The 23,662-nt window shown below is 58.5% G+C and carries 36 protein-coding genes; 33 read left to right on the top strand and 3 right to left on the bottom strand.

Going from position 1 to position 23,662, the window contains the following annotated elements; translation table 11 throughout:
* From DUGA2_RS31440 to DUGA2_RS31425, 4 genes are all read left to right on the top strand, one after another.
* A partial coding sequence (locus DUGA2_RS31440) for an elongation factor Tu (RefSeq protein ID WP_070273214.1) occupies nucleotides 1–816 on the top strand: 816 nt, incomplete at its 5' end.
* A 128-nt stretch (nucleotides 817–944) separates the two neighbouring features.
* A complete protein-coding gene (rpsJ, locus tag DUGA2_RS31435) occupies nucleotides 945–1,262 on the top strand; it encodes a 30S ribosomal protein S10 (protein WP_005663509.1) in 318 nt (105 codons plus the stop codon).
* Nucleotides 1,263–1,595: 333 nt separating this feature from the next.
* Nucleotides 1,596–4,388 (top strand): TonB-dependent siderophore receptor, encoded by a 2,793-nt coding sequence (locus DUGA2_RS31430; RefSeq protein ID WP_070273213.1) that lies wholly within the window; start codon nucleotides 1,596–1,598, stop codon nucleotides 4,386–4,388.
* Between the two features lie 134 nt (nucleotides 4,389–4,522).
* Nucleotides 4,523–5,368, top strand: a complete 846-nt coding sequence (locus DUGA2_RS31425; protein WP_070273212.1) for a DUF817 domain-containing protein — start codon at nucleotides 4,523–4,525, stop codon at nucleotides 5,366–5,368.
* A gap of 27 nt (nucleotides 5,369–5,395) precedes the next feature.
* On the opposite strand, the gene DUGA2_RS31420 is transcribed toward DUGA2_RS31425, so the two are convergent.
* Together DUGA2_RS31420 and DUGA2_RS31415 are read right to left on the bottom strand one after the other, a co-directional pair.
* Entirely contained in the window at nucleotides 5,396–6,178 is a 783-nt protein-coding gene (locus tag DUGA2_RS31420) for a PEP-CTERM sorting domain-containing protein (protein ID WP_229214823.1), read from the bottom strand.
* 24 nt (nucleotides 6,179–6,202) lie between these two features.
* Nucleotides 6,203–6,928, bottom strand: coding sequence for a PEP-CTERM sorting domain-containing protein (locus DUGA2_RS31415; RefSeq protein ID WP_141753439.1), 726 nt, complete (start codon nucleotides 6,926–6,928; stop codon nucleotides 6,203–6,205).
* 310 nt (nucleotides 6,929–7,238) lie between these two features.
* Between DUGA2_RS31415 and rplC the strand changes: the two genes are divergently transcribed.
* The 28 genes from rplC to rplQ all read left to right on the top strand — a co-directional run bounded on the left by rplC (nucleotide 7,239) and on the right by rplQ (nucleotide 21,310).
* Complete coding sequence (gene rplC / locus DUGA2_RS31410) at nucleotides 7,239–7,895, top strand: 50S ribosomal protein L3 (RefSeq protein WP_008444287.1); 657 nt, start codon at nucleotides 7,239–7,241, stop codon at nucleotides 7,893–7,895.
* Between the two features lie 3 nt (nucleotides 7,896–7,898).
* Complete coding sequence (rplD, locus tag DUGA2_RS31405; protein ID WP_008444290.1) at nucleotides 7,899–8,519, top strand: 50S ribosomal protein L4; 621 nt, start codon at nucleotides 7,899–7,901, stop codon at nucleotides 8,517–8,519.
* A complete protein-coding gene (gene rplW / locus DUGA2_RS31400) occupies nucleotides 8,516–8,830 on the top strand; it encodes a 50S ribosomal protein L23 (RefSeq protein WP_008444291.1) in 315 nt (104 codons plus the stop codon). Before rplD ends, rplW begins: the two co-directional genes overlap by 4 nt.
* A complete protein-coding gene (gene rplB / locus DUGA2_RS31395) occupies nucleotides 8,830–9,657 on the top strand; it encodes a 50S ribosomal protein L2 (RefSeq protein ID WP_008444293.1) in 828 nt (275 codons plus the stop codon). The genes rplW and rplB overlap by 1 nt, the downstream gene beginning before the upstream one ends.
* Before the next feature lie 10 nt (nucleotides 9,658–9,667).
* Nucleotides 9,668–9,943, top strand: coding sequence for a 30S ribosomal protein S19 (gene rpsS, locus DUGA2_RS31390; protein ID WP_008444295.1), 276 nt, complete (start codon nucleotides 9,668–9,670; stop codon nucleotides 9,941–9,943).
* The gene (rplV, locus tag DUGA2_RS31385; RefSeq protein WP_176362469.1) at nucleotides 9,940–10,272 is read left to right on the top strand and encodes a 50S ribosomal protein L22; all 333 of its coding nucleotides are present in this window, start codon (nucleotides 9,940–9,942) and stop codon (nucleotides 10,270–10,272) included. The genes rpsS and rplV overlap by 4 nt, the downstream gene beginning before the upstream one ends.
* 10 nt (nucleotides 10,273–10,282) lie before the next feature.
* A complete protein-coding gene (gene rpsC, locus DUGA2_RS31380; RefSeq protein ID WP_008444300.1) occupies nucleotides 10,283–11,086 on the top strand; it encodes a 30S ribosomal protein S3 in 804 nt (267 codons plus the stop codon).
* Nucleotides 11,087–11,088: 2 nt separating this feature from the next.
* Nucleotides 11,089–11,508 (top strand): 50S ribosomal protein L16, encoded by a 420-nt coding sequence (rplP, locus tag DUGA2_RS31375; protein WP_008444302.1) that lies wholly within the window; start codon nucleotides 11,089–11,091, stop codon nucleotides 11,506–11,508.
* Nucleotides 11,509–11,520: 12 nt separating this feature from the next.
* Nucleotides 11,521–11,712, top strand: a complete 192-nt coding sequence (rpmC, locus tag DUGA2_RS31370) for a 50S ribosomal protein L29 (RefSeq protein WP_008444304.1) — start codon at nucleotides 11,521–11,523, stop codon at nucleotides 11,710–11,712.
* Nucleotides 11,709–11,978, top strand: a complete 270-nt coding sequence (gene rpsQ, locus DUGA2_RS31365) for a 30S ribosomal protein S17 (protein ID WP_008444314.1) — start codon at nucleotides 11,709–11,711, stop codon at nucleotides 11,976–11,978. Before rpmC ends, rpsQ begins: the two co-directional genes overlap by 4 nt.
* A 262-nt stretch (nucleotides 11,979–12,240) precedes the next feature.
* Nucleotides 12,241–12,609 carry a 50S ribosomal protein L14 gene (rplN, locus tag DUGA2_RS31360; protein ID WP_008444317.1) on the top strand — a complete coding sequence of 123 codons (369 nt, stop codon included), beginning with the start codon at nucleotides 12,241–12,243 and terminating at the stop codon, nucleotides 12,607–12,609.
* A gap of 9 nt (nucleotides 12,610–12,618) precedes the next feature.
* Entirely contained in the window at nucleotides 12,619–12,933 is a 315-nt protein-coding gene (gene rplX, locus DUGA2_RS31355) for a 50S ribosomal protein L24 (protein ID WP_008444319.1), read from the top strand.
* A 6-nt stretch (nucleotides 12,934–12,939) separates the two neighbouring features.
* Nucleotides 12,940–13,479 (top strand): 50S ribosomal protein L5, encoded by a 540-nt coding sequence (gene rplE / locus DUGA2_RS31350; RefSeq protein ID WP_008444321.1) that lies wholly within the window; start codon nucleotides 12,940–12,942, stop codon nucleotides 13,477–13,479.
* Between the two features lie 7 nt (nucleotides 13,480–13,486).
* Nucleotides 13,487–13,792, top strand: coding sequence for a 30S ribosomal protein S14 (gene rpsN / locus DUGA2_RS31345; RefSeq protein WP_008444324.1), 306 nt, complete (start codon nucleotides 13,487–13,489; stop codon nucleotides 13,790–13,792).
* Between the two features lie 14 nt (nucleotides 13,793–13,806).
* A complete protein-coding gene (gene rpsH, locus DUGA2_RS31340; RefSeq protein WP_008444325.1) occupies nucleotides 13,807–14,202 on the top strand; it encodes a 30S ribosomal protein S8 in 396 nt (131 codons plus the stop codon).
* Between the two features lie 10 nt (nucleotides 14,203–14,212).
* Complete coding sequence (rplF, locus tag DUGA2_RS31335; RefSeq protein WP_008444327.1) at nucleotides 14,213–14,746, top strand: 50S ribosomal protein L6; 534 nt, start codon at nucleotides 14,213–14,215, stop codon at nucleotides 14,744–14,746.
* A 13-nt stretch (nucleotides 14,747–14,759) separates the two neighbouring features.
* Entirely contained in the window at nucleotides 14,760–15,122 is a 363-nt protein-coding gene (gene rplR / locus DUGA2_RS31330; RefSeq protein ID WP_008444329.1) for a 50S ribosomal protein L18, read from the top strand.
* Between the two features lie 9 nt (nucleotides 15,123–15,131).
* Entirely contained in the window at nucleotides 15,132–15,650 is a 519-nt protein-coding gene (gene rpsE / locus DUGA2_RS31325; RefSeq protein ID WP_008444331.1) for a 30S ribosomal protein S5, read from the top strand.
* A 10-nt stretch (nucleotides 15,651–15,660) separates the two neighbouring features.
* A complete protein-coding gene (gene rpmD / locus DUGA2_RS31320; protein WP_008444333.1) occupies nucleotides 15,661–15,840 on the top strand; it encodes a 50S ribosomal protein L30 in 180 nt (59 codons plus the stop codon).
* Nucleotides 15,841–15,867: 27 nt separating this feature from the next.
* Entirely contained in the window at nucleotides 15,868–16,299 is a 432-nt protein-coding gene (gene rplO / locus DUGA2_RS31315; RefSeq protein WP_008444334.1) for a 50S ribosomal protein L15, read from the top strand.
* 32 nt (nucleotides 16,300–16,331) lie between these two features.
* Nucleotides 16,332–17,666, top strand: a complete 1,335-nt coding sequence (gene secY, locus DUGA2_RS31310; RefSeq protein ID WP_008444335.1) for a preprotein translocase subunit SecY — start codon at nucleotides 16,332–16,334, stop codon at nucleotides 17,664–17,666.
* An 18-nt stretch (nucleotides 17,667–17,684) separates the two neighbouring features.
* Nucleotides 17,685–17,903 carry a translation initiation factor IF-1 gene (gene infA / locus DUGA2_RS31305; RefSeq protein ID WP_005663428.1) on the top strand — a complete coding sequence of 73 codons (219 nt, stop codon included), beginning with the start codon at nucleotides 17,685–17,687 and terminating at the stop codon, nucleotides 17,901–17,903.
* Between the two features lie 30 nt (nucleotides 17,904–17,933).
* Complete coding sequence (rpmJ, locus tag DUGA2_RS33025) at nucleotides 17,934–18,047, top strand: 50S ribosomal protein L36 (protein WP_005663407.1); 114 nt, start codon at nucleotides 17,934–17,936, stop codon at nucleotides 18,045–18,047.
* 27 nt (nucleotides 18,048–18,074) lie between these two features.
* Nucleotides 18,075–18,440, top strand: coding sequence for a 30S ribosomal protein S13 (rpsM, locus tag DUGA2_RS31300; protein WP_008444337.1), 366 nt, complete (start codon nucleotides 18,075–18,077; stop codon nucleotides 18,438–18,440).
* 14 nt (nucleotides 18,441–18,454) lie between these two features.
* Complete coding sequence (gene rpsK, locus DUGA2_RS31295) at nucleotides 18,455–18,859, top strand: 30S ribosomal protein S11 (RefSeq protein WP_008444339.1); 405 nt, start codon at nucleotides 18,455–18,457, stop codon at nucleotides 18,857–18,859.
* 225 nt (nucleotides 18,860–19,084) lie between these two features.
* Nucleotides 19,085–19,708: a 30S ribosomal protein S4 gene (gene rpsD / locus DUGA2_RS31290; protein ID WP_008444341.1), complete on the top strand. Its 624-nt coding sequence runs from the start codon at nucleotides 19,085–19,087 to the stop codon at nucleotides 19,706–19,708.
* Nucleotides 19,709–19,816: 108 nt separating this feature from the next.
* On the top strand, nucleotides 19,817–20,794 hold the full coding sequence (locus DUGA2_RS31285; protein WP_008444343.1) for a DNA-directed RNA polymerase subunit alpha: 978 nt from the start codon (nucleotides 19,817–19,819) through the stop codon (nucleotides 20,792–20,794).
* A 117-nt stretch (nucleotides 20,795–20,911) separates the two neighbouring features.
* Entirely contained in the window at nucleotides 20,912–21,310 is a 399-nt protein-coding gene (gene rplQ / locus DUGA2_RS31280) for a 50S ribosomal protein L17 (RefSeq protein WP_008444345.1), read from the top strand.
* Between the two features lie 60 nt (nucleotides 21,311–21,370).
* On the opposite strand, the gene DUGA2_RS31275 is transcribed toward rplQ, so the two are convergent.
* Nucleotides 21,371–23,041, bottom strand: a complete 1,671-nt coding sequence (locus DUGA2_RS31275) for a M28 family peptidase (RefSeq protein WP_070273209.1) — start codon at nucleotides 23,039–23,041, stop codon at nucleotides 21,371–21,373.
* A gap of 114 nt (nucleotides 23,042–23,155) precedes the next feature.
* On the opposite strand from DUGA2_RS31275, the gene DUGA2_RS31270 reads away from it, so the two are divergent.
* Nucleotides 23,156–23,662: protein-disulfide reductase DsbD N-terminal domain-containing protein (locus DUGA2_RS31270; RefSeq protein ID WP_210402612.1), on the top strand; the 507-nt coding region annotated here is incomplete at its 3' end.

Below are 23,662 nucleotides of genomic sequence, written 5' to 3'. Positions count from 1 at the left end.
GTTGGCGTTCCATACATCATCGTGTTCCTGAACAAGTGCGACCTGGTCGACGACGCAGAACTGCTGGAACTGGTTGAAATGGAAGTGCGCGAGTTGTTGTCGAAGTACGACTTCCCAGGCGACGACCTGCCTATCGTCAAAGGTTCGGCACGTATGGCGCTGGACGGCGACACCGGCCCAATGGGCGAGCAAGCCATCATGGCCCTGGCTGAAGCACTGGACACCTACATCCCTACGCCAGAGCGCGCAGTGGACGGCGCCTTCCTGATGCCAGTTGAAGACGTGTTCTCGATCTCGGGTCGCGGTACCGTTGTTACCGGTCGTATCGAGCGCGGCATCATCAAGGTCGGCGAAGAGATCGAAATCGTTGGTATCACCGACACCGTCAAGACCACTTGCACCGGCGTGGAAATGTTCCGCAAGCTGCTGGACCAGGGTCAAGCCGGCGACAACGTTGGTCTGCTGCTGCGCGGCACCAAGCGTGAAGACGTACAGCGTGGTCAGGTTCTGGCGAAGCCAGGCTCGATCAAGCCGCACAACCACTTCACCGGCGAGATCTATGTTCTGTCGAAAGACGAAGGCGGCCGTCACACTCCGTTCTTCAACAACTATCGTCCACAGTTCTACTTCCGTACGACTGACGTGACCGGTTCGATCGAACTGCCAGCGGACAAAGAAATGGTTATGCCAGGCGATAACGTGTCGATCACCGTCAAGCTGATCAACCCGATCGCGATGGAAGAAGGTCTGCGCTTCGCTATCCGCGAAGGCGGCCGTACCGTTGGTGCAGGCGTTGTTGCTAAAATCATCGCTTAATTTTTAAGCGCTGAGATGAAACACGGCCGGCATGGTGTGATACCATGTCGGCCGTTCCAGTAGTAACTCGTTCTTTTTAAAATTGCTGACGCTACATAGTTGTCAGTTCGCTCTTTTGAGGAAATATCATGTCCGCACCAAACCAGAAAATCCGTATCCGCCTGAAAGCTTTCGACTACAAGCTGATCGACCAGTCCGCACTGGAAATCGTTGACACCGCTAAGCGCACCGGCGCCGTTGTCAAGGGCCCAGTCCCACTGCCAACCCGCATCCAGCGTTTCGACGTTCTGCGTTCGCCACACGTCAACAAGACCTCGCGCGACCAGTTCGAGATCCGTACCCACCAGCGCCTGATGGACATCGTCGACCCAACCGACAAGACCGTTGACGCGCTGATGAAGCTGGACCTGCCAGCTGGCGTTGACGTCGAAATCAAGCTGCAGTAATCGGTTTTAAGCCGGCGGGCAGGGGATTACTCCCGCCCGCCAGCTGATGATGGGGCCGGGCCTGTCCGCAAATGCGGACGCGCCCGGCCCCATTGTCGTTTACGGATCCGGAAGCAACATTGCCAGTCGTGCACGTATGCCCGGGCAACAACCGTTCCAAAAAACAACACCTTCGCCAATAAACTAACCAAACGGTAATAAATATCGCATTTTGACTTTTCAACGCACCACCAATGTGCGAAATTTACGGCAGACGTGAAAAGCTAGGTTCATCTTACCCCCGATGGGCGATAGCGAACGCGCAGATTAAATAACCACATCTGGGAGCAGTTCTTGAATAAACCACTTTTTAAAAAAAGTGCGATCGCTATCGCATTGACCGTCGCTTTCTCACAGCACGCCATCGCTCAGCAAGCCGCTGAAGCCGAACCGAAGCTCCAACGCGTTGAAATCACCGGTTCCAGCATCAAGCGTACCGATGTCGAAGCTTCGGCTTCGGTCCAGGTCCTGACCCGTGACGACATCGAGCGCACCGGCCAGCACACCATCCTGGGCCTGCTGCGTTCGTCGAGCGCCACCGCGACCAACCTGAGCTCGGCATCGAGCAGCTCGGGTAGCTTCGCCACCGGCGCGTCCGGCATCGAAATGCGCAACCTGGGCAAAGTTTCCACCCTGATCCTGGTTAACGGCCGCCGCATCGCGCCTTACGGCCTGGCTGACGGCGCCCAGGAAAACTTCACCAACCTGGACGCGATCGCGACCGACGCGGTTGAGCGCATCGAGATCCTGAAAGACGGCGCATCGGCGATCTACGGTTCCGACGCTATCGCCGGCGTGATCAACATCATCCTGCGCAAGGACTACGAAGGCGGCAAGGTCACGGTCAACTACGAGACCGCCGACGGCTTCCAGGACAACCGCAACCGCAGCGCCTCGGCGATCTACGGCTACGGCGATATCGACAAGCAAGGCTTCAACACCTACGTGACCTTCGAAGGCTACAAGCGCGACGGCTACACCATGGGTGAAATGCGCGGCAAGTACCCGGACTGGTACCGCCAGACCCCTGGCCATTCGACCTGGGATGCCAAGAGCACCTATTCGCCGACCGGTAACTACTTCTTCAACAGCGCCAAGATCGTTGCTCGCCCTGGCTGCCCTGCCGACCAGATCGACCCGGCCGACAAGCTGTGCAAATTCGACCCGCTGCCGTACACCGGCCTGACGACCAACAACAAGCGCTATGCGGCGATGAGCAACACCCACTTCAAGATCGGCGCCAACATCGACGCCAACTTTGAAATCACCACCGCCGGCGCGACCAACGATTACCTCGTCGCACCACTGGCCACGTTCTCCACCACCACGTCCAACGTCTGGTACAACGCGGTCGACGGCAAGATGGTCGGTCCGTTCTTCTATCCTAAACTGCCAGTTGGCAACAACGGCAATATCAATCCGCAGGCTGTTGAACTGCGTGCGCGTCTGATGGACACCGGCGACGGCTTCAACTTCAACCGCACCGAGTCCGACCAGACCCGCGCGATGCTGGCACTGACCGGCACCATCGGCGATTACGATTGGAAATCGGCGGCTGGCTACATGACCTCGTCGGCCACCAAAGCCACCCGCGCGACCAGCGCCAAGGGCTACACCGACGCGATTGTCAACAACACCTACAAGTTCGACCAGAAAAACGATCCAGCCCTGCTGGAAGCGATGTTCCCGGTCCGTACCACCAAAGGCAAATCGAAGATTTCGTTCTTCGACGCCACCGTGTCCGGTGCTGTTGCCCAGCTGCCAGCTGGTCCTCTGAGCGTTGCGGTCGGTACCGACCTGCGTCGCGAATCGTATGAAATGGCAAGCTCGGACAACGTCCTGCGCGGCGACCTGGTCGGCATCTTCGGCCTGCAAGTCAAGGATACCGTCAGCCACTACGCTGTCTTCTCCGAGGCGACCATTCCAGTCGTCAAGAAGCTGGAACTGAGCGCCGCCCTGCGCGCCGACAAAACCAGCGGCAGCGAAGCCCACGTTTCGCCTAAGGTCGGCCTGAAATTCAACGCGACCGAATCGCTGCTGCTGCGCGGTACGGCTTCGGGTGGTTTCCGTGCACCGAACATCGTTGAATCCGGTAACGGTCTGGGCCGTAGCTCGGTCGCGACCAACGTCAACGACCTGCGTCGCTGCCCGATCGCCACCACGCTGAACGACCTGGTGCAGAAATCGCCAACCGCGACCGCCACCGACAAGGCGCTGTCCAACACCTTCCTGACCAACGATTGCAAGGCCTCGCTGCCGAGCTTCGTCAAGTCGAATCCTGACCTGAAACCAGAAACCTCGCGTTCGTACACGCTGGGCATGGTGTTCGAGCCGGTCAAGAACTGGACCCTGGCACTCGATTACTACAACATCGAGCGCAAAGACGAAATCGGTACCCGTACCGTTGGCGACGTTCTGAAAGGCGAAGCTTCGCTGCCAGCCGGCCAGCTGCTGCGCGTGGATAACACCGCCGCCGACACCGAGTTCCTGACCCTGGTTAAGAAGTACGCACCAGGCAACACCGTCAACTTCCAGAACATCGGCAAGCTGGGTCTGGTCTACAACCCATACGTCAACAGTGGCAAGACCAAGGCTTCGGGCTTCGACTTCGACATGTCTGGCAAAGTGAAGATCCCGAACGTCGGCGATCTGCGTCTGAAACTGGAAGGTAACTACGCGCTGAAATACCAGGTCTTCCAAGTGGCTGACAACGCCTACGGCATGAACTCGGCCGGTAACTACGACGCCGGCGCGCGTCTGCGTACCAAGCTGCGTGCTTCGCTGAAAGTTGGCCCTCTGGACCACGGCGTCACCGTCAACTACACCGGCGGCTACAGCCTGAACAGCGACGACAACGAGAACTACTGCGCAGATAACGGCGTCAGCGCCGCCAACATGGCAGCATGCTCGCGTGTTCGCAGCAACACCACGCTGGATTACAACCTGGCGTACACCGGCATCAAGAACGTGAAACTGGCCTTGTACATCAACAACCTGTTGAACAAGGATGCGCAAGTGAACTATCGTGATACGTTCACCACGCCGCAGTTCCGCACTTTCGCAGCTAGCGCTTCCTACTCGTTCTAATCGCTTAGAATGTAGGCTGAAAAAACCAGGCACTTCGGTGCCTGGTTTTTTTTCGTCCGCTTTCGTCCGCTGCCGCTGGACAGATGCGCGCCATGGCGCTAGAGTCGCTTGCTAAAAACTCAACCGGACACACCATGCTCGCTGCGCTGGACCACCACCTGCTCGATGATTCCGCCCGCGCGGGCTTGCGCGGCTGGCCGCGCTTCGTGATGGAATTCCTGTATTTCGGCGTGAAGGAGGCGCGCGCCTGCCTGTTCGTCGGCCTGTTCTTCGGCGCCGTGCTGCTGGTGCCGCGCGCCGGCGTGCTGGGCCTGCCGCGCTACGACGCGCTGCTGGTCCTGGCGCTGGCGATCCAGGCGTGGATGGTGTGGTCGGGGCTGGAGAGCCGGGATGAATTGAAGGCGGTCAGCCTGTTCCACCTGGTCGGCTTTGCGCTGGAGGTGTTCAAGGTGTCCGGCGCGATCCAGTCGTGGAGCTATCCGGACTTCGCCTACACCAAGCTGTGGGGCGTGCCGCTGTTCTCGGGCTTCATGTATGCGTCGATCGGCAGTTACATCATCCAGGCCTGGCGCCTGTTCGACCTGCGCATCCGCCATCATCCGCCGTACTGGATGGCGGTGCTGATCGCCGTGCTGATCTATGTGAACTTCTTTACCCACCACTATATCGGCGACTACCGCTGGTACCTGGCGGCCTGCGCGCTGGGCCTGTATGCCCGCACCACGGTGGTGTTCCGGCCGCTGGACCGCGAGCGCCGCATGCCGATGCTGCTGGCCTTCGTGCTGATCGGCTTCTTCATCTGGCTGGCCGAGAACATCAGCACCTTCTGGGGCGTATGGCGCTATCCCAACCAGCTGGGCGCGTGGTCGGTGGTGCACGTCAGCAAATGGAGTTCGTGGTCGCTGCTGGTGGTGATGACCTTCACCATCGTCGCCCACCTCAAGCACATCAAGGCCAGCATCCACGTGCCTGAGCAGTGAACGCCGGCCTGTCGGACGCCGCAAGGGTCAGGACTGGGCGGATTTCCGGCGACGGGCTACGGCGCCGAGCAGCAGCAGGCCGGTGGCCAGCATCGCATAGCCTTCCGGCTCGGGGACCGGCAGTGGCGGCGTCGTGTCGATGACGGTGGAGTTGCCACTGATGTCAAATCTCAGATTGACCGTCATTGCGGTATCGCTGACGTTGGCGTAAGCGAGCCAGAAAGACTCGCTGCGGCTGTCTGACGGAGCGGCGCCCTTGAAGCTGGAGTCCAGCCGGTATCCGCTCCACAAGTGGTCGTCAGTGAGCTCGACCGAGGCCTTGCCGAATGCGTTGAACAGCTCGCCGGCGTCGGCGGACTTGCCGGCCCACGTCGACGCCTGGCCGCTGACGGTCAGCATCGAGTGGGCGCCGACGGTGAAGATATACCACTGGCCTGCGGAGGCATAGGCTTCGGCGCGCTGGCCCAGGTCGCTATAGAGCTTGGACTGGGCGACGGCCTCGCCCAGCAGGCCCACTTGGGCGGAGGCGTTGTTGGCGCCGTAACTCATCGCCGCCGCGACTTCTCCCGGTTGATTGATGGATTTCCAGCTGCTCTTGTTGAAGGTGTCGCTGTAGATGCCGCCACGAGCGTTGGCCGAGATGAAGCGGCTCTGGTACCAGGCGGCGGCGCCGTCGGAGGGCGTGAGGTCGATCACGCCGACGGCAATATTGGTGAGGCTGGCGCCGGCGGCGGCGCTGGGTGTTGCGGCGGCGTGCAGCGCGGTCATTGCCAGCAGCGCGCCGGTTACGGCCAATCGTAGGATTTTCATGGTGTCCTTTGAGGTCATCGGGAGTTAAGCGGCGTTCCGGTCCTGGGCCTGGCGCCGGGCTTGGCGGCGGCGCACCAGCGGCACCGCCATCAGGCCGGCCAGCAGCAGGGCATAGGTATGCGGCTCGGGTACCTGCAGCGCGTGTTGATAGTTGGTGTAGCCGCGCACTTGCACGACCAGATCCTGGGCGCCGTCGCTGGTATTGGCGTACGCCACCATAAAGTCGCGTTCCGTGCTGGCCACGGTGTTGCCGCCCCACGCAGAGCTGTACTGGTTGAACAAATAATGCGGGTATGGCGGGCCGCCGGCCGGGCTGATGTAGACGTTGGCGCTGACCGTACCGTAGATGCGGTCGGGGTCGGGATCGCCGAAGCGGCTGTCGGACGTCAGTACATGCCCGCTCAGCGTCAGCGCCGAATGCGCGCTCAGGTTCACGTGGTAGAAGATGCTGCCGTCGCTGATGTTATAGCCCGGCGGCTCGCTGGACGCCTGGCCGCCCTTGACCTTGATGGCGTCCAGGACGCCGTCGGCGCCGGCGCTGACAGTGGCGCCAGCCAGCCAGGTATCGGTCGAGGTCAGGGTGTAGCGGGCGGCCTGGCTGTCGCCAGGCGTGAGGTCGAGCACGCCCAGCTGCAAGTGGCTGAACGCCGCCGTGCCCGAGGCGTTGGCGCTGTTGGCGGAGGCGCTGAAGCAGCACAGCAATAATGCGCTGGCCAGCAATGGCTTGGTCAATCGTAAGAGGGGAGACATGGCGTCCTTTCTAGGGAAGGCGGAGGGAGGCGCCCGCCAGGCGAGCGCGCAGCAATGTTATCATATTTGAATTACAAAAAAGAAAATGTATTCAATTGAACAATGCGATGTCCCGCCCGTCGTCCACGCCCGCCGCGGCGCTGAATTCGGCGGCGCACAAACCCGACATACCTCGTATTAAGTTGTTGCGTCAAGGGTCTTTTCGCGCTACACTAGCCGGCTTCGGTATGGATTCGCCTTTTTTATGGTCCGTACTAATTTTGTAGTTCAACATATCCCCGCCCAATCGTAGGTGGGAATTGGAGAAAAAATGAGCCTTGGCCTTCTCGGTCGCAAGGTTGGTATGATGCGCATCTTCACCGATGACGGGGATTCGATCCCAGTCACCGTGTTGGACGTATCGAACAACCGTGTTGCGCAAATCAAAACTCCTGAAACTGATGGTTACTCCGCAGTTCAGGTCGCATTCGGTCAACGTCGCGCTTCCCGCGTAACGAAGGCTGTTGCTGGTCATCACGCTAAAGCTGGTGTTGAAGCCGGTACTCTGCTGAAAGAGTTCCGCGTTGACGCTACCAAAGCTGCCGAACTGAAAGCTGGCGACGTTGTTGCTGCTTCGCTGTTCGAAGTCGGTCAGAAGATCGACGTTCAAGGTGTCACGATCGGTAAAGGCTACGCCGGTACCATCAAGCGTCACCACTTTGCTTCGGGCCGTGCTACCCACGGTAACTCCCGTTCGCACAATGTTCCAGGTTCCATCGGTATGGCGCAAGATCCAGGCCGCGTGTTCCCAGGTAAGCGCATGACCGGTCACCTCGGTGACGTCACCCGCACTGTGCAGAACCTCGAAATCGCCCGTATCGATGCCGACCGTCAGCTGCTGCTGGTCAAAGGCGCGATCCCAGGTGCGAAAAATGGCCAGGTCGTTGTATCGCCTGCTGTCAAAGTTAAAGCAAAGAAGGGAGCTTAAACGATGGAACTCAAGCTCTTGAACGCTCAAGGTCAAGCCGCCTCTAACGTTGCCGCCGCCGATGCAGTTTTCGGTCGTGACTACAACGAAGCCCTGATCCACCAAGTCGTCGTTGCTTACCAAGCCAATGCTCGCAGCGGCAACCGTAAACAAAAAGACCGTGAAGAAGTCCACCACACGACCAAGAAGCCATGGCGCCAAAAAGGTACCGGCCGTGCTCGTGCTGGTATGTCGTCGTCGCCACTGTGGCGCGGCGGTGGTCGCATCTTCCCGAACTCGCCTGACGAGAACTTCACCCACAAAGTGAACAAGAAGATGTATCGCGCAGGTATCTGCTCGATCCTGTCCCAGCTGGCTCGTGAAGAGCGCCTGGTGGTTGTCGAAGATTTCGCTATCGAAGCGCCAAAAACCAAGCTGCTGTCGCAAAAGCTGACCGGCATGGGTTTTGAATCGGTTCTGATCATCACCGACGTCGCCAACGAAAACCTGGAACTGGCATCGCGCAACCTGCCTAACGTCCTGGTGGTTGAACCACGTCACGCAGATCCAATGTCCCTGGTGTTCTACAAGAAGATCCTGGTCACGAAAGCTGCACTGGCCAAGATTGAGGAGATGCTGGCATGAGCGCATTGAAATTTAGCGAAGAGCGCCTGATGAAGGTGCTGCTGGCTCCGGTCATTTCCGAGAAGGCCACCATGGTCGCGGAAAAGAACGAACAGATCGTGTTCCGTGTTACCACCGACGCGACCAAGCCAGAAATCAAAGCCGCTGTTGAACTGCTGTTCAAAGTGGAAGTGGAATCGGTGCAGACCGTCAACCGCGAAGGTAAGCAGAAGCGTTCCGGTGCCCACACCGGCCGCCGCAACCATACCAAGCGTGCTTTCGTGTGCCTGAAACCTGGCCAGGAAATCAATTTCTCCGAGGAGGCTAAATAATGGCACTCGTTAAGATGAAGCCAACCTCCCCAGGCCGTCGCGGCATGGTGAAAGTTGTGAACCCGGACCTGTACAAAGGTCGTCCGTTCGCAGCCCTGGTTGAGAAAAAATCGAAAACTGCTGGTCGTAACAACAACGGCCACATCACCACCCGCCACATCGGCGGTGGTCACAAGCAGCACTATCGCCTGATCGACTTCAAGCGTCAGAAGGATGGCATTCCAGCGAAAGTGGAACGTATCGAATACGATCCAAACCGCACCGCGAATATCGCCCTGCTGTGCTACGCCGACGGCGAGCGCCAGTACATCATCGCCACCAAAGGCATGAGCGTCGGCGACACCGTGATGAACGGTTCGGAAGCGCCGATCAAGTCGGGCAACTGCCTGCCGATCCGCAACATCCCAGTCGGTACCGTCATGCACTGCGTCGAAATGCTGCCAGGTAAGGGTGCCCAAATGGCCCGTACCGCCGGCGCCGGCGTGGTCCTGATGGCCCGCGAAGGTACCTATGCTCAAGTGCGTCTGCGCTCGGGTGAAGTACGTCGCGTGCACATCGAGTGCCGTGCAACCGTGGGCGAAGTCGGCAATGCCGAACACAGCCTGCGTAAAATCGGTAAAGCCGGTGCGATGCGCTGGCGCGGTGTTCGTCCTACCGTTCGCGGTGTGGTCATGAACCCGGTCGATCACCCGCACGGTGGTGGTGAAGGTAAAACTGCAGCTGGTCGTCATCCAGTGTCGCCTTGGGGCCAACAGACTAAGGGTAAGAAGACCCGCAGCAACAAGCGTACTTCTTCCATGATCGTCTCGCGCCGCGGCAAGAAATAAGGGGTAGCACATGACTCGTTCATTGAAAAAAGGGCCGTTCTGTGACGCCCACCTGGTGAAAAAAGTCGAAGCCGCGCAAGCTGCCAAAGACAAAAAGCCAATCAAAACCTGGTCCCGTCGTTCGACCATCATGCCTGACTTCATCGGCCTGACGATCGCTGTACACAATGGCAAGCTGCACGTGCCGGTGTACGTCTCCGAGAACATGGTTGGTCACAAGCTCGGTGAATTCGCGCTGACCCGCACGTTCAAGGGCCATGCCGCTGACAAGAAGGCGAAGAAATAATGGAAACCAAAGCAATCCTCAAGGGTGTGCGCTTGTCGGATCAAAAAGGTCGCCTCGTGGCTGACCAGATCCGCGGCAAGAAAGTTGACGCTGCACTCAACATTCTGCAATTCAGCCCAAAAAAGGGCGCGACCATCATCAAGAAAGTGCTGGAGTCGGCTATCGCCAACGCCGAGCACAATGACGGCGCGGACATCGACGAACTGTTCGTGAAAACGATCTACGTCGAAAAGGGCCCGATCCTGAAGCGCTTCACTGCACGCGCTAAAGGCCGGGGCGATCGTATCTCGAAACAATCGTGTCACATTTACGTGACCGTCGGCAACTAAGGAGCTAAAAATGGGTCAAAAAATTCACCCAACCGGCTTCCGCCTGTCGGTTACCCGTAACTGGGCATCGCGTTGGTACGCGGGCAACAGCAACTTCGCTTCGATGCTGAACGAAGATCTGAAGGCACGCGCTTACCTGAAGACCAAGCTGAAGAACGCTTCGGTCGGTCGCATCGTCATCGAGCGTCCAGCCAAGAACGCACGTTTCACGATCTACAGCTCGCGTCCGGGCGTGGTCATTGGTAAAAAAGGCGAAGACATCGAAGTACTGAAGTCGGCGCTGACCAAGATCATGGGCGTTCCTGTCCACGTGAACATCGAAGAAATCCGCAAGCCGGAAATCGACTCGCAACTGATCGCCGATTCCATCGCTCAACAGCTGGAAAAACGCATCATGTTCCGTCGCGCCATGAAGCGCGCGATGCAAAACGCCATGCGTCTGGGTGCCCTGGGCATCAAGATCATGTCGTCGGGTCGTCTGAACGGTATCGAAATCGCTCGTAAAGAGTGGTATCGCGAAGGCCGTGTGCCACTGCACACCCTGCGCGCCGATATCGACTACGGCACCAGCGAAGCTTCGACCACCTACGGCATCATCGGTGTGAAAGTATGGGTTTACAAAGGCGACCGCGCTCCGAACGGCGACGCACCAGTGATCGATACCCCACCGGACGAGAAGAAGCCACGTGGCCCACGTCGTGACGACGGCAAACCAGCTGGCCGTCCGCGCCCAGCCGGCGCCGGCGCCAAGCCAGCCGCTCCAGGCGCTCGTGTACGCACTGCCGCCAAGCCGGCCGAGAAAGCAGGAGAATAATCATGCTGCAACCAGCACGCAGAAAGTATCGTAAAGAGCAGAAAGGCCGTAACACCGGCATTTCGCACACCGCCGGCACTTCGGTGTCGTTCGGCGAGTTCGGTCTGAAAGCCGTTGCCCGTGGTCGTATCACGGCACGCCAGATCGAGGCAGCACGTCGCGCCATGACCCGTCACATCAAACGTGGCGGTCGTATCTGGATTCGCGTGTTCCCGGACAAACCGATCTCGAACAAGCCTGCCGAAGTCCGTATGGGTAACGGTAAAGGTAATCCGGAGTACTACGTCGCTGAAATCCGTCCAGGCAAAGTCCTGTACGAAATGGATGGCGTCGCAGAAGAACTGGCGCGCGAAGCATTCCGCCTGGCCGCTGCCAAACTGCCACTGGCGACCACCTTCGTGGTCCGTCAAGTTGGTCAATAACAGGAGTGAAATATGAAAGCATCTGAACTCCGCGGCAAAGACCAGGTAGCTCTGCAAAAAGAGCTGAATGACCTGTTGAAGGCGCAATTCGGCCTGCGTATGCAAACCGCTACGCAGCAGCTGAGCAATACTTCGCAGCTCAAGAAGGTACGTCGCGATATCGCACGTGTAAAAACGGTAATGAACACGAAGGAAGCCAAATGACCGAACCAGTAAAGTCGCTCAAGCGCACCCTGATCGGTAAAGTGGTGTCCGACAAGATGGACAAAACCGTTACCGTTCTGATCGAACGTCACGTCAAGCATCCTTTGTACGGCAAGATCATCGTCCGCTCGAACAAGTATCACGCGCACGACGAGACCAACCAGGTGAAAGCCGGTGACACGGTGGAAATCGTGGAAGGTCGTCCGATCTCCAAAACGAAGGCATGGACCGTGACGCGCGTGGTGCAAGCCGCGCAAATCGTTTAATTGATTTGTCGCCTCCGGTCTTCGGGCCGGGGGCGATTTTCAATTAGTTCTTGCAAGCCCGCGAGTTGTATGTAATACTTGCGGGCTTCGTTCATGTAACGCCGCAAAGTGTCTGGCCACAGACGCAGAACCGTGCGGTCAGTAGCAGTACGAAGGTCAAGCACCCAAACAGTGGGCCCAGCAGGGCGCTCTGGCGGGACCAAGACTGACCGCGGGTCCGCATTGTGTGGATTCTTCGGCTTAAGTTGGGAAAGAGAATACTATGATTCAAACTGAAAGCCGGCTCGAAGTGGCTGACAATACCGGTGCCAAAGAAGTAATGTGCATCAAGGTATTGGGCGGCTCCAAGCGCCGTTATGCAGGCATTGGCGACGTGATCAAAGTAACCGTTAAGGTTGCTGCGCCACGTGGTCGTGTCAAAAAAGGTGAAATTTATAACGCCGTGGTAGTGCGCACCGCTAAAGGTGTTCGCCGCCAAGACGGTTCCCTGGTGAAGTTCGACGGCAATGCCGCCGTACTGTTGAACGCCAAGCTGGAACCGATCGGTACCCGTATTTTTGGACCAGTGACGCGCGAGCTGCGCACTGAAAAGTTCATGAAGATCGTGTCCCTGGCACCGGAAGTCCTGTAAGGAGTCGTAATGGATAAGATTCGTAAAAACGACGAAGTCATCGTTCTGACCGGGAAAGACAAGGGCAAGCGTGGCGTCGTTCAGCAGCGTATCGATGCTGAGCATGTCGTGGTTGAAGGCGTCAACGTCGCTAAAAAAGCGACCAAGCCTAACCCAATGACTGGCGTACAAGGTGGTATCGTCGATAAGACTATGCCGATTCACGTGTCCAACGTTGCATTGTTCAATGCAGCGACTGGCAAGGCAGACCGTGTCGGTTTCAAAGAAGTGGATGGCAAAAAAGTCCGCGTCTTCAAATCGTCCGGCGAAGTAGTGAAGGCTTAAGAAATCATGGCACGTCTCCAAGAATTCTATAAAGAAAAAGTCGTCGCCGACCTGACCGCGAAATTCGGTTACAAGTCGGTGATGGAAGTTCCACGTCTGACCAAGATCACCCTGAACATGGGTGTCGGTGAGGCCATCGCGGACAAGAAAGTCCTCGAACACGCTGTGGGCGACCTGACCAAGATCGCTGGCCAGAAGCCAGTGACCACCAAGTCGCGCAAAGCTATCGCGGGTTTCAAAATCCGTGAAGGCTACCCGATCGGTACCATGGTCACCCTGCGCGGCGCTCGTATGTACGAGTTCCTGGATCGCTTCATCACCGTGGCTCTGCCGCGCGTGCGCGATTTCCGCGGTGTGAATGGCCGTTCGTTCGATGGTCGTGGCAACTACAACATCGGCGTCAAAGAGCAGATCATCTTCCCGGAAATCGAGTACGACAAGATCGATGCGCTGCGTGGTATGAATATTTCGATCACCACCACCGCCAAGACCGACGACGAAGCGAAAGCTCTGCTCGCCGCCTTTAAATTCCCGTTCAGGAACTAAGAAGATCATGGCAAAACTCGCACTGATTAACCGTGAGCAGAAACGCGTCGACCTGGCAAACAAGTTTGCCGCCAAGCGCGCTTCGCTGAAGGCCATCATTGATGACCAGTCGAAGTCGGAAGAAGAACGTTACGAAGCGCGCCTGAAACTGCAAGCGCTGCCACGTAACTCGGCTCCGACCCGCCAGCGTAACCGCTGCGCCGTCACCGGTCGTCCACGCGGCACCTTCCGTAAATTCGGTCTGGGCCGTATCAAGCTCCGTGAATTCGCCATGCGTGGTGAGATCCCGGGTATGACTAAAGCAAGCTGGTAATAGGAGAATATGCAATGAGTATGAGCGATCCTATCGCCGATATGCTGACCCGCATTCGTAACGCCCAAGGCGTGCAAAAGACGACCGTGGCCATGCCATCGTCGAAAGTTAAAATTGCGATTGCCAACGTCCTCAAGGACGAGGGTTACATTGAAGATTTCGCCGTAGCCGAAGCTGGTGGCAAAGCGGAACTGAAAATCGGTTTGAAGTATTATGTTGGCCGTCCCGTCATTGAGCGCCTTGAGCGCGTGTCCCGTCCGGGCCTGCGCGTCTACAAGGGCAAAGACGAGATCCCTACTGTGATGAATGGCTTGGGTGTGGCGATCGTGTCGACTCCGCAAGGCGTCATGACTGACCGCAAAGCACGCGCTACCGGTGTCGGCGGCGAAGTTATTTGCTACGTCGCATAAGGAGTTAGACATGTCTCGTGTAGCTAAAATGCCAATCGCTGTGCCAGCTGGCGCTGAAGTCGCCATCTCCGCAGCAGCGATCACCGTCAAGGGCCCTCTGGGCGTCCTGACCCAGGCCCTGAACGGCCAGGTCACGGTGGAAAACAATGCAGGAACCCTGAGCTTCGTCGCCGCTAATGACAGCCGCGAAGCCAATGCCATGTCCGGTACGCTGCGCGCACTGGTCAACAACATGGTCACTGGCGTGACCAAGGGTTTCGAGAAAAAGCTGAACCTGGTCGGTGTGGGTTACAAGGCGCAAGCGCAAGGCGACAAGCTGAATCTGTCGCTGGGCTTCTCGCACCCTGTCGTGCACTCGATGCCAGCCGGCGTCACCTGCGCTACCGCAACGCCGACGGAGATCATCATCAAAGGGATCGACCGTCAGCAAGTGGGCCAAGTGGCTGCTGAAGTTCGCGCTTACCGCTCCCCTGAGCCTTACAAGGGCAAGGGCGTCCGTTATTCGGACGAAGTGGTTAAGATTAAAGAAACCAAGAAGAAGTAACTAGGGGCTGACGATGGACAAGAAAGAATCACGTCTGCGCCGCGGACGCCAAACCCGGATCAAGATCGCGCAACAGAAAGTGAACCGCCTGTCGGTACACCGCACCAATCTGCATATCTACGCGAACCTGATCTCGCCGGATGCCAAAGTACTGGTATCGGCCTCCACGGCAGAAGTCGAAGTGCGCAACGAACTGGCTGGCAAATCGGGCAAGGGTGGCAATGCTGCCGCCGCTGCCCTGGTCGGCAAGCGCGTCGCAGAGAAAGCACTGAAAGCAGGGATTACCGAAGTCGCGTTCGACCGCTCCGGTTTCCGTTACCACGGCCGTGTGAAGGCGCTGGCAGAAGCCGCGCGCGAAGCCGGTCTGAAGTTCTAAGGAACGATCATGGCAAAAATGCAAGCAAAAATGGCAAGCGACAAGCCGGATGACGGCATGCGCGAAAAAATGATCGCGATCAACCGCGTGACCAAAGTGGTCAAGGGTGGTCGTATCATGGGTTTCGCCGCGCTGACCGTAGTTGGTGACGGCGATGGCCGCATCGGCATGGGCAAGGGCAAGTCGAAGGAAGTACCGGTTGGTGTGCAGAAGGCAATGGAAGAAGCCCGTCGCAACCTGATCAAGGTCTCCCTGAAGAACGGCACCCTGCAGCACACCGTTACCGGCCGTCACGGCGCATCGAAAGTGATGATGTCGCCTGCGAAACCAGGTACCGGCGTTATCGCTGGCGGCGCAATGCGCGCTATCTTCGAAGTAATGGGCGTGACGGACGTGGTGGCGAAATCCACCGGTTCCTCGAACCCTTACAACCTGGTACGCGCCACGCTGGACGGTCTGGCAAAAATGAGTACTCCTGCTGAGATTGCTGCGAAACGCGGCAAGTCGGTAGAAGAGATCCTGGGCTAAGGTGAACGACATGGCAAATACCCTGAAAGTACAACTGGTCAAGGGCTTGATCGGCACCAAGCAAGACCATCGCGCTACCGTGCGTGGTCTGGGCCTGCGTCGCGTGAATTCCGTGCGTGAGCTGGAAGACACCCCTGCAGTGCGCGGCATGATCAACAAAGTCTCGTACCTCGTTAAAGTAGTTGCGTAAGCCCTCGGGCTTACACACGGAGAAATCATGGAACTGAATACCATACAACCAGCCGATGGCGCTAAGCACTACAAGCGTCGCGTCGGCCGCGGTATCGGCTCCGGTCTGGGTAAAACCTCGGGCCGTGGTCACAAAGGTCAAAAATCGCGTTCGGGCGGCTTCCACAAAGTCGGTTTCGAAGGCGGTCAGATGCCTCTGCAACGCCGTCTGCCTAAGCGCGGTTTCAAGTCGCTCAACGCCACCTTCAAAGCTGAAGTGCGCCTGTCCGACCTGAACAACCTGGCGGTCGGCGATGTCGACATCCTGGTGCTGAAACAAGCTGGCGTCCTGAGCGTGCTGGCACGCGACGTACGCGTCATTCTGTCCGGCGAGATCACCAAAGCGGTGAACCTCAAAGGCCTGAAAGTGACCGCTGGCGCGAAAGCCGCCATCGAAGCAGCCGGCGGCTCGGTAGCCTGAGTTGACCGCTAACAGCTTGATCGGAGCGAAAATTGGCGACTAATCCACAATTGGCTAAAAGTGCAGCAGCTGGTTTCCCTTGGGGCCGGCTCTGGTTCTTGCTTGGCGCATTGGTGGTTTATCGTATCGGCGCTCACATCCCGGTTCCCGGGATCGATCCGGTACAATTGGCCTCGCTGTTCAAGTCGCAAGAGGGCGGCATCCTGGGCATGTTGAACATGTTCAGCGGTGGCGCTCTGGCGCGCTTCACAGTCTTTGCGCTGGGTATCACGCCTTACATCTCGGCCTCGATCATCATGCAACTGGTGTCGATCGTGTCCCCGCAGATGGAAGCGCTCAAAAAAGAAGGCGAAGCTGGCCGTCGCAAGATCACCCAGTACACCCGGTATTTCACGGTGGTGCTGGCTACGTTCCAAGCGTTGGCCATCGCAGTCGCACTGGAGTCGCAAGCAGGTCTGGTGCTGGATCCAGGCTATGCATTCCGTTTCGTGACGGTCGTTACGCTGTTGACCGGAACCATGTTCGTGATGTGGTTGGGCGAGCAGATTACCGAGCGTGGTCTCGGTAACGGCATCTCGATCATCATCTTCGCGGGTATCGCTGCCGGTTTGCCGGGCGCGCTGGCGGGCTTGGCCTCGTCGGTGAGCAACGGTTCGATCGGCGCCTTCTCCGCGATCATCATCATGATCCTGGTTGTGGCGGTGACGTTCCTGGTGGTATTCGTGGAACGTGGCCAACGCAAGATTCTGGTGAACTATGCGAAACGCCAGGTGGGTAACAAGATTTACGGTGGACAAACGTCGCACCTGCCATTGAAGTTGAATATGGCCGGCGTGATCCCACCGATCTTCGCTTCGTCGATTATCTTGTTCCCAGCAACGATCGTGGACTGGTTTACGAAGGGCGCCGATACGGCCAACCCGGCGGTCCGGTTCCTGAAAGATTTGGCAGCATCGATGGGGCCAGGCGAGCCCATCCACGCACTGTTGTACGCCATTGCGATCGTGTTTTTCTGTTTCTTCTATACAGCGCTGGTCTTCAACAGCAAAGAAACAGCGGACAACTTGAAGAAGAGCGGGGCCTTTGTGCCAGGGATACGTCCCGGTGAGCAGACTGCCCGCTACATCGACAAGATCCTGACACGTTTGACACTGGCTGGCGCCATCTACATCACTTTGGTGTGTTTGTTGCCGGAATTCATGCAAGCCGAGTGGAAAGTACCGTTCTATTTCGGCGGCACTTCTCTGTTGATTATTGTGGTTGTTACCATGGATTTCATGGCGCAAGTGCAAAACTACGTGATGTCGCAGCAATATGAATCGCTGCTGCGCAAAGCAAATTTCAAGGGCGGAATTCCGACGCGATAAGCGCGGTAAACATACCGAATGGCAAAAGACGACGTCATACAGATGCAGGGCGAGATTCTTGAGAATCTCCCGAATGCAACATTTCGAGTGAAGCTGGAAAACGGACACGTGGTGCTCGGGCATATTTCGGGTAAAATGCGGATGAACTATATCCGCATTCTTCCTGGCGACAAGGTGACGGTAGAGCTGACACCTTACGACCTGAGCCGTGCACGCATCGTGTTCCGGACCAAGTAACTATAAATCGAACCAAGAAGAGAGAGCAAAATGAAAGTTAACGCCTCAGTCAAGCGGATCTGCCGCAACTGCAAGATCATCAAGCGCAAGGGCGTTGTTCGCGTAATCTGCGTCGAACCACGTCACAAGCAGCGTCAAGGTTAATAACCGTTATTTATCGAGGAATAACGAATGGCACGTATTGCAGGGGTTAATATCCCCAATCATCAGCACACCGTTATCGGCCTGACGGCCATCTACGGTGTAGGCCGTCCACGCGCAAAGTTCATCTGCGCCGCAACGGGTATCGCGACCAATAAAAAGGTCAAGGATCTGGACGACAGCGAACTGGAAAAGCTGCGCGATGAAGTAGCTAAATTCATCGTCGAAGGCGATCTGCGCCGCGAACTGTCCATGAACATCAAGCGTTTGATGGATCTGGGTTGCTACCGCGGCATGCGTCACCGTAAGGGCCTGCCGGTCCGCGGTCAGCGCACCCGCACCAATGCACGTACCCGCAAGGGCCCGCGCAAAGCCGCTCAATCGCTCAAGAAATAATCTAGGGAAATCACATGGCTAAGCAACAAAGCAGCGCAGCAGCAGCGCGCGTACGCAAGAAGGTCAAGAAGAACGTTGCCGAAGGTATCGCACACGTTCACGCTTCCTTCAACAACACCATCATTACCATCACCGACCGTCAGGGCAACGCTCTGTCGTGGGCGACCTCCGGTGGTGCTGGCTTCAAGGGTTCGCGTAAATCGACCCCGTTCGCAGCGCAGGTTGCGGCCGAAGCAGCTGGTAAAGTCGCAGTCGAATGCGGCGTGAAGAACCTGGAAGTGCGTATCAAGGGCCCTGGTCCTGGTCGTGAATCCGCAGTGCGCGCACTGAACAACCTGGGCATCAAGATCACCGAGATCCAGGACGTTACCCCAGTACCGCACAACGGCTGCCGTCCTCCAAAACGTCGTCGTATCTAAGAGTCCGGTCGGCGGCGAAGCTCGCTTCGCCTCCTTCCGACTTGCAGAAATCGCTGGAGCAGGAGACCGGAAACGGTTATACTGCCCGGCTGTTGTCGCCTGTCGAACACGGTTCGGCGGGTTATTCGCATTTTTAGCCACCGTCTGGCCCACCCTGAGGATCAGACTAGCGCCTAACCATCGTTGCGATGGCTGGGGCGTTATTATTTAAAAAAAGGAAGCATCGTGGCACGTTATATCGGACCTAAAGCAAAACTCTCCCGTCGTGAAGGTACTGACCTGTTCCTGAAGAGCGCACGTCGCTCGCTGGACAGCAAGTGCAAACTGGACGTCAAACCAGGCCAGCACGGCGTGAAATCGGGTGCCCGCACCTCGGACTACGGCAACCAGCTGCGCGAAAAGCAAAAAGTCAAGCGTATGTACGGCGTTCTGGAACGTCAGTTCCGTCGCTACTTCGCTGAAGCCGACCGTCGCAAAGGCAACACCGGCGAAACCCTGCTGAAGCTGCTGGAAACCCGCCTGGACAACGTTGCATACCGCATGGGCTTCGGCTCGACCCGCGCTGAAGCGCGTCAGCTGGTATCGCACAAGGCGTTCACCGTGAACGGCCAAGTGGTCAACATCGCTTCGTACGTGGTCAAAGTCGGCGACGTCATCGCTGTTCGTGAAAAATCGAAAAAGCAAGTGCGTATCGTTGAAGCGCTGTCGCTGGCTGAACAAGTTGGCATGCCAGCTTGGGTGTCGGTCGATGCCAAGAAGATGGAAGGCACCTTCAAGTCCCTGCCAGAGCGCAACGAGATCGCCAACGACGTCAACGAATCGCTGATCGTCGAACTGTACTCGCGTTAATCCGTAGTCTAGTCGTAAAAAACCCGCCCACTCGCTCGAGTGGGCGTTTTCACTGATGCCATCAGCCTTATCGGCCTAACGCGCCGAGGGTATTGAAGAGGACACCACATGCAAAACAGTCTGTTGAAGCCACGTATTATCGATGTAGAGGCGCTGGGCGCCGGCCACGCTAAAGTAGTGATGGAGCCGTTCGAACGCGGCTATGGCCATACATTGGGTAATGCGCTGCGCCGCGTACTGCTGTCGTCGATGGTGGGCTACGCGCCGACCGAAGTGACGATCGCCGGCGTTGTACACGAATACTCGTCGCTCGACGGCGTGCAGGAAGACGTCGTTGACCTGCTGCTGAACCTGAAGGGCGTGGTCTTCAAAGTCCACAACCGTGACTCCGTCACCCTGACCCTGAAAAAGGAAGGCGAAGGCGCCATCCTGGCTTCGGACATCGATCTGCCACACGACGTGGAACTGATCAATCCGGACCACGTGATCGCTCACCTGACCGCCGGCGGCAAGCTGGACATGCAGATCAAAGTCGAAAAAGGCCGTGGCTATGTGCCAGGTAACGTACGCCGCCTGTCCGAAGACACCAACAAGACCATCGGCCGCATCATTCTGGATGCATCGTTCTCGCCAGTGCGCCGCGTTTCCTACTTCGTCGAGTCCGCTCGCGTGGAACAGCGTACCGACCTGGACAAGCTGATCATCAACATCGAAACCAACGGCGTCATCTCGCCGGAAGAAGCGATCCGTCAATCGGCCCGCGTGCTGGTCGATCAACTGAACGTGTTCGCCGCCCTGGAAGGCACCGAAGCCGCCGCCGAAGCGCCTTCGCGCGCTCCGCTGGTCGATCCTATCCTGCTGCGTCCAGTGGACGATCTGGAACTGACCGTGCGTTCGGCCAACTGCCTGAAAGCCGAAAACATCTACTACATCGGCGACCTGATCCAGCGTTCGGAAAACGAACTGCTGAAGACGCCGAACCTGGGCCGCAAGTCCCTGAACGAAATCAAGGAAGTTCTGGCATCCCGCGGTCTGACCCTGGGCATGAAGCTGGAAAACTGGCCGCCTGCAGGCCTGGAAAAGTAATTTGTCGTACCCGCCCGGCACATGTTGTGCCGGGCGTTATCCCTAGAACCGGTCCGCGCTCACCTTCAAACGTGAGCGATCGAAGAACTCGGATTTAAACACCTGAAAGGAAGTACCATGCGTCACCGTCACGGCCTCCGTAAACTGAATCGTACCTCGTCCCACCGTCTGGCAATGCTGCGCAACATGACCGTTTCCCTGCTGCGTCATGAAGCCATCAAAACCACGCTGCCAAAAGCTAAAGAGCTGCGCCGCGTAGTTGAGCCTATCCTGACCCTGGGCAAGACCGACACCCTGGCTAACAAGCGTCTGGCATTCTCCCGTCTGCGCGATCGTGAAATGGTTCTGAAGCTGTTCGCAGAACTGGGCCCACGCTACGCAAACCGCAACGGCGGCTACCTGCGCATCCTGAAAATGGGTTTCCGTGTTGGCGACAACGCTCCTATGGCTTACGTTGAGCTGATGGACCGTCCAGAAGTCACCGACATCGACGCAGCGCCAACCGCTGAAGAGTAATCTTCGCCGTTGTCACCGTGTGATTGAAAAAAGCCAGGCTCTGCCTGGCTTTTTTTATGCCTACTTCAAGCGTTGATCGCCGATCGCCTTGAACTCCGAGCCGGCGTTCCAGGTCGGCGTCGCCCCCTGGGCGATCTCCAGCCCCACCTGGAACAGCAGCTGGATATCCTGCACGCCGCCGCGGAAGTCCCAGTCGCCGCGGACATTGTCCGTCACCTGGTGGTAGTCGTGCGCGACATAGCGGTCCACCACGTCGTGCGCGTAGCTGTCCGGCTGGTCCAGGAAGCGGCTGCGCGCCTTGGTGTACAACACCGGCACGCCGACCCGCGCGAACTCCAGCTGGTCGGCGCGGTAGAAGCTGCCCAGCTCGGGCCGCGAGTCCTGCTGCATGCTGCGGCCCTGCGCGACCGCGTGCCTGGCCAGCAGCGCATCGATGCCGGAATGGCCCGAGGTCACGTTCTCGATCTGCGCCGTGCGGCCCCAGGCGTTGATGCCGTCGATATTGATGTTGGCCACCGTCTGCTTGAGCGGATACAGCGGATGGGCCGCATAGTATTTCGCCCCCAGCAGGCCGCGCTCCTCGGCCGTGGTCGCCAGGAACAGGATGGAGCGCTTGGGCGCCTTCGGCAGCGCCTTGTAGGCCTTGGCCAGCGCCAGCAGCGCGGCGGTGCCGGAAGCGTTGTCCAGCGCGCCGTGATAGATCTGCTGGGTGCGCGCTCCCGGCAGGCGCGGGTCCATGCCCAGGTGGTCCCAGTGCGCGCTGTAGACCACGTACTCGTGCTTGAGCTTGGGATCGCTGCCCTCGATCAGCGCCACCACATTGTTCGAATCGATGGTGCGCGCCGTGTTCTCCACCGTGAAGTCGGCCGTGCCCTTCAGGCTGACGGGGCGGAAGTCCTTGCTCAGCGCCTGCTGCTTGAGCGTGTCGAAATCGTAGCCGGCGGCGGCCATCATCTGTTTGGCCTTGTCCAGCTGTATCCAGCCCGGCACCGGCGGCGCGTCGGGATCGTCGCCAGCGTGCAGCAGGCTGAACTGTTCGCCGTTGCCGCCGCTGCGCACCACGTCCCATGGATAGGCCGCCGGCTTGGTTTCGTGGATGATCAGGGCGGCCGCCGCGCCCAGTTTGGCGGCGATCTCGTACTTGTAGGTCCAGCGGCCGTAGTAGGTCATGGCCTTGCCCTTGAACATGGACGGGTCCAGCTGCGACGGATCCTTAGGATCGGGAATGGCCGGATCGTTAATCAGCATCAGGATGGTCTTGCCGCGCACGTCGACACCCTTGTAGTCGTCCCAGCCGTACTCGGGCGCCTGCACGCCGTAGCCGACGAACACGATCTCGGAATTGTTCACGCCGATGCTGGTGCGCTGGCTGGTCGAGTGGGCCACATAGTCTTCGGGGAAGTTCAGCGCCATGGGCTGGCCGCCTATCGTATAGCGGAAGCTGGGCGTGGGCGTCAGGCCGCGCATCGGCACCGGCTGCACCCAGCTGCCGTTGGGATTGCCCGGCTTCAGGCCCAGCTTGCGGAACTGCTGCTCCAGGTAGGCGACGGTCCTGGCTTCGCCCGCCGAGCCCGGCGCGCGGCCTTCGTACTCGTCCGAGGCCAGCGTCTTGATGTGGTCCAGCAAGTCCTGTGCGGAGATGGTTGCCAGGGCCTTGGCGGGCGCCTGGGCGCAGGCGCTGCCTGCGGCCAGCGCCAGGGCGGAAAACAGCAGGGGGCGGATCGCGGCCATCGGGTGCTCCATCGAAAGTGGAAAAGCCGAGTTTAGCAGGCTTAAGGCCCGGCTCAGGCGCAAAAAGCAGGCCCGGTGTACTATGCTGGTGCTCGTTTCGTCGAAAGAAAACACATGCTTCGTATTGCCCGCCTTTTACTGCCGCTGCTGTCGTTGATCGCCATGTTGACGGCTCGTCCCGCGCTTGCCGACGATGGCTTCCTCGAGCCCGACCAGGCCTTCAAGTTCTCGGCCCGCATGGTCGACGGCCACACGCTGTCGGTCAGCTTCCAGATCGCCGACGGCTACTACATGTACCGCGAACGCTTCAAGTTCAGCGCCGTGGGCGCCAAGCTGGGCGCGCTGTCCATCCCGGCCGGCACGGTGCACTTCGATGAAACCTTCGGCAAGAATGTCGAGACCTATCGCAAGAGCGTCACCATGACGCTGCCGGTGGAGGGCGAGGGCCCGTACACGCTGATGGCGGTCGGGCAGGGCTGCTCGGACAAAGGCCTGTGCTATGCGCCCCAGGATTACAAGATCCAGCTGAGCAGCAGCGGCTCGGTGCCGCTGCCCGCCGCGCCGGCCGGCGCCAAGCCGGGCGCCGCCGTCGCTGCCGCACCGGCTGTCGCCGCCTCGGCC

It is taken from the genome of Duganella sp. HH101, assembly GCF_001758795.1.
Classification (GTDB): domain Bacteria; phylum Pseudomonadota; class Gammaproteobacteria; order Burkholderiales; family Burkholderiaceae_D; genus Rugamonas; species Rugamonas rivuli.
This window is presented reverse-complemented; position numbering and strand designations above follow the sequence as displayed.

Bases quoted from the DNA above. Each gene is read 5' to 3' on its own strand.
- rpsJ (WP_005663509.1), top strand. From the start codon at position 945: ATGTCCGCACCAAACCAGAAAATCCGTATCCGCCTGAAAGCTTTCGAC.
- DUGA2_RS31425 (WP_070273212.1), top strand. From the start codon at position 4,523: ATGCTCGCTGCGCTGGACCACCACCTGCTCGATGATTCCGCCCGCGCG.
- DUGA2_RS31420 (WP_229214823.1), bottom strand. From the start codon at position 6,178: ATGAAAATCCTACGATTGGCCGTAACCGGCGCGCTGCTGGCAATGACC.
- DUGA2_RS31415 (WP_141753439.1), bottom strand. From the start codon at position 6,928: ATGTCTCCCCTCTTACGATTGACCAAGCCATTGCTGGCCAGCGCATTA.
- rplC (WP_008444287.1), top strand. From the start codon at position 7,239: ATGAGCCTTGGCCTTCTCGGTCGCAAGGTTGGTATGATGCGCATCTTC.
- rplD (WP_008444290.1), top strand. From the start codon at position 7,899: ATGGAACTCAAGCTCTTGAACGCTCAAGGTCAAGCCGCCTCTAACGTT.
- rplW (WP_008444291.1), top strand. From the start codon at position 8,516: ATGAGCGCATTGAAATTTAGCGAAGAGCGCCTGATGAAGGTGCTGCTG.
- rplB (WP_008444293.1), top strand. From the start codon at position 8,830: ATGGCACTCGTTAAGATGAAGCCAACCTCCCCAGGCCGTCGCGGCATG.
- rpsS (WP_008444295.1), top strand. From the start codon at position 9,668: ATGACTCGTTCATTGAAAAAAGGGCCGTTCTGTGACGCCCACCTGGTG.
- rpsC (WP_008444300.1), top strand. From the start codon at position 10,283: ATGGGTCAAAAAATTCACCCAACCGGCTTCCGCCTGTCGGTTACCCGT.
- rplP (WP_008444302.1), top strand. From the start codon at position 11,089: ATGCTGCAACCAGCACGCAGAAAGTATCGTAAAGAGCAGAAAGGCCGT.
- rpmC (WP_008444304.1), top strand. From the start codon at position 11,521: ATGAAAGCATCTGAACTCCGCGGCAAAGACCAGGTAGCTCTGCAAAAA.
- rpsQ (WP_008444314.1), top strand. From the start codon at position 11,709: ATGACCGAACCAGTAAAGTCGCTCAAGCGCACCCTGATCGGTAAAGTG.
- rplN (WP_008444317.1), top strand. From the start codon at position 12,241: ATGATTCAAACTGAAAGCCGGCTCGAAGTGGCTGACAATACCGGTGCC.
- rplX (WP_008444319.1), top strand. From the start codon at position 12,619: ATGGATAAGATTCGTAAAAACGACGAAGTCATCGTTCTGACCGGGAAA.
- rplE (WP_008444321.1), top strand. From the start codon at position 12,940: ATGGCACGTCTCCAAGAATTCTATAAAGAAAAAGTCGTCGCCGACCTG.
- rpsN (WP_008444324.1), top strand. From the start codon at position 13,487: ATGGCAAAACTCGCACTGATTAACCGTGAGCAGAAACGCGTCGACCTG.
- rpsH (WP_008444325.1), top strand. From the start codon at position 13,807: ATGAGTATGAGCGATCCTATCGCCGATATGCTGACCCGCATTCGTAAC.
- rplF (WP_008444327.1), top strand. From the start codon at position 14,213: ATGTCTCGTGTAGCTAAAATGCCAATCGCTGTGCCAGCTGGCGCTGAA.
- rplR (WP_008444329.1), top strand. From the start codon at position 14,760: ATGGACAAGAAAGAATCACGTCTGCGCCGCGGACGCCAAACCCGGATC.
- rpsE (WP_008444331.1), top strand. From the start codon at position 15,132: ATGGCAAAAATGCAAGCAAAAATGGCAAGCGACAAGCCGGATGACGGC.
- rpmD (WP_008444333.1), top strand. From the start codon at position 15,661: ATGGCAAATACCCTGAAAGTACAACTGGTCAAGGGCTTGATCGGCACC.
- rplO (WP_008444334.1), top strand. From the start codon at position 15,868: ATGGAACTGAATACCATACAACCAGCCGATGGCGCTAAGCACTACAAG.
- infA (WP_005663428.1), top strand. From the start codon at position 17,685: ATGGCAAAAGACGACGTCATACAGATGCAGGGCGAGATTCTTGAGAAT.
- rpmJ (WP_005663407.1), top strand. From the start codon at position 17,934: ATGAAAGTTAACGCCTCAGTCAAGCGGATCTGCCGCAACTGCAAGATC.
- rpsM (WP_008444337.1), top strand. From the start codon at position 18,075: ATGGCACGTATTGCAGGGGTTAATATCCCCAATCATCAGCACACCGTT.
- rpsK (WP_008444339.1), top strand. From the start codon at position 18,455: ATGGCTAAGCAACAAAGCAGCGCAGCAGCAGCGCGCGTACGCAAGAAG.
- DUGA2_RS31285 (WP_008444343.1), top strand. From the start codon at position 19,817: ATGCAAAACAGTCTGTTGAAGCCACGTATTATCGATGTAGAGGCGCTG.
- rplQ (WP_008444345.1), top strand. From the start codon at position 20,912: ATGCGTCACCGTCACGGCCTCCGTAAACTGAATCGTACCTCGTCCCAC.
- DUGA2_RS31275 (WP_070273209.1), bottom strand. From the start codon at position 23,041: ATGGCCGCGATCCGCCCCCTGCTGTTTTCCGCCCTGGCGCTGGCCGCA.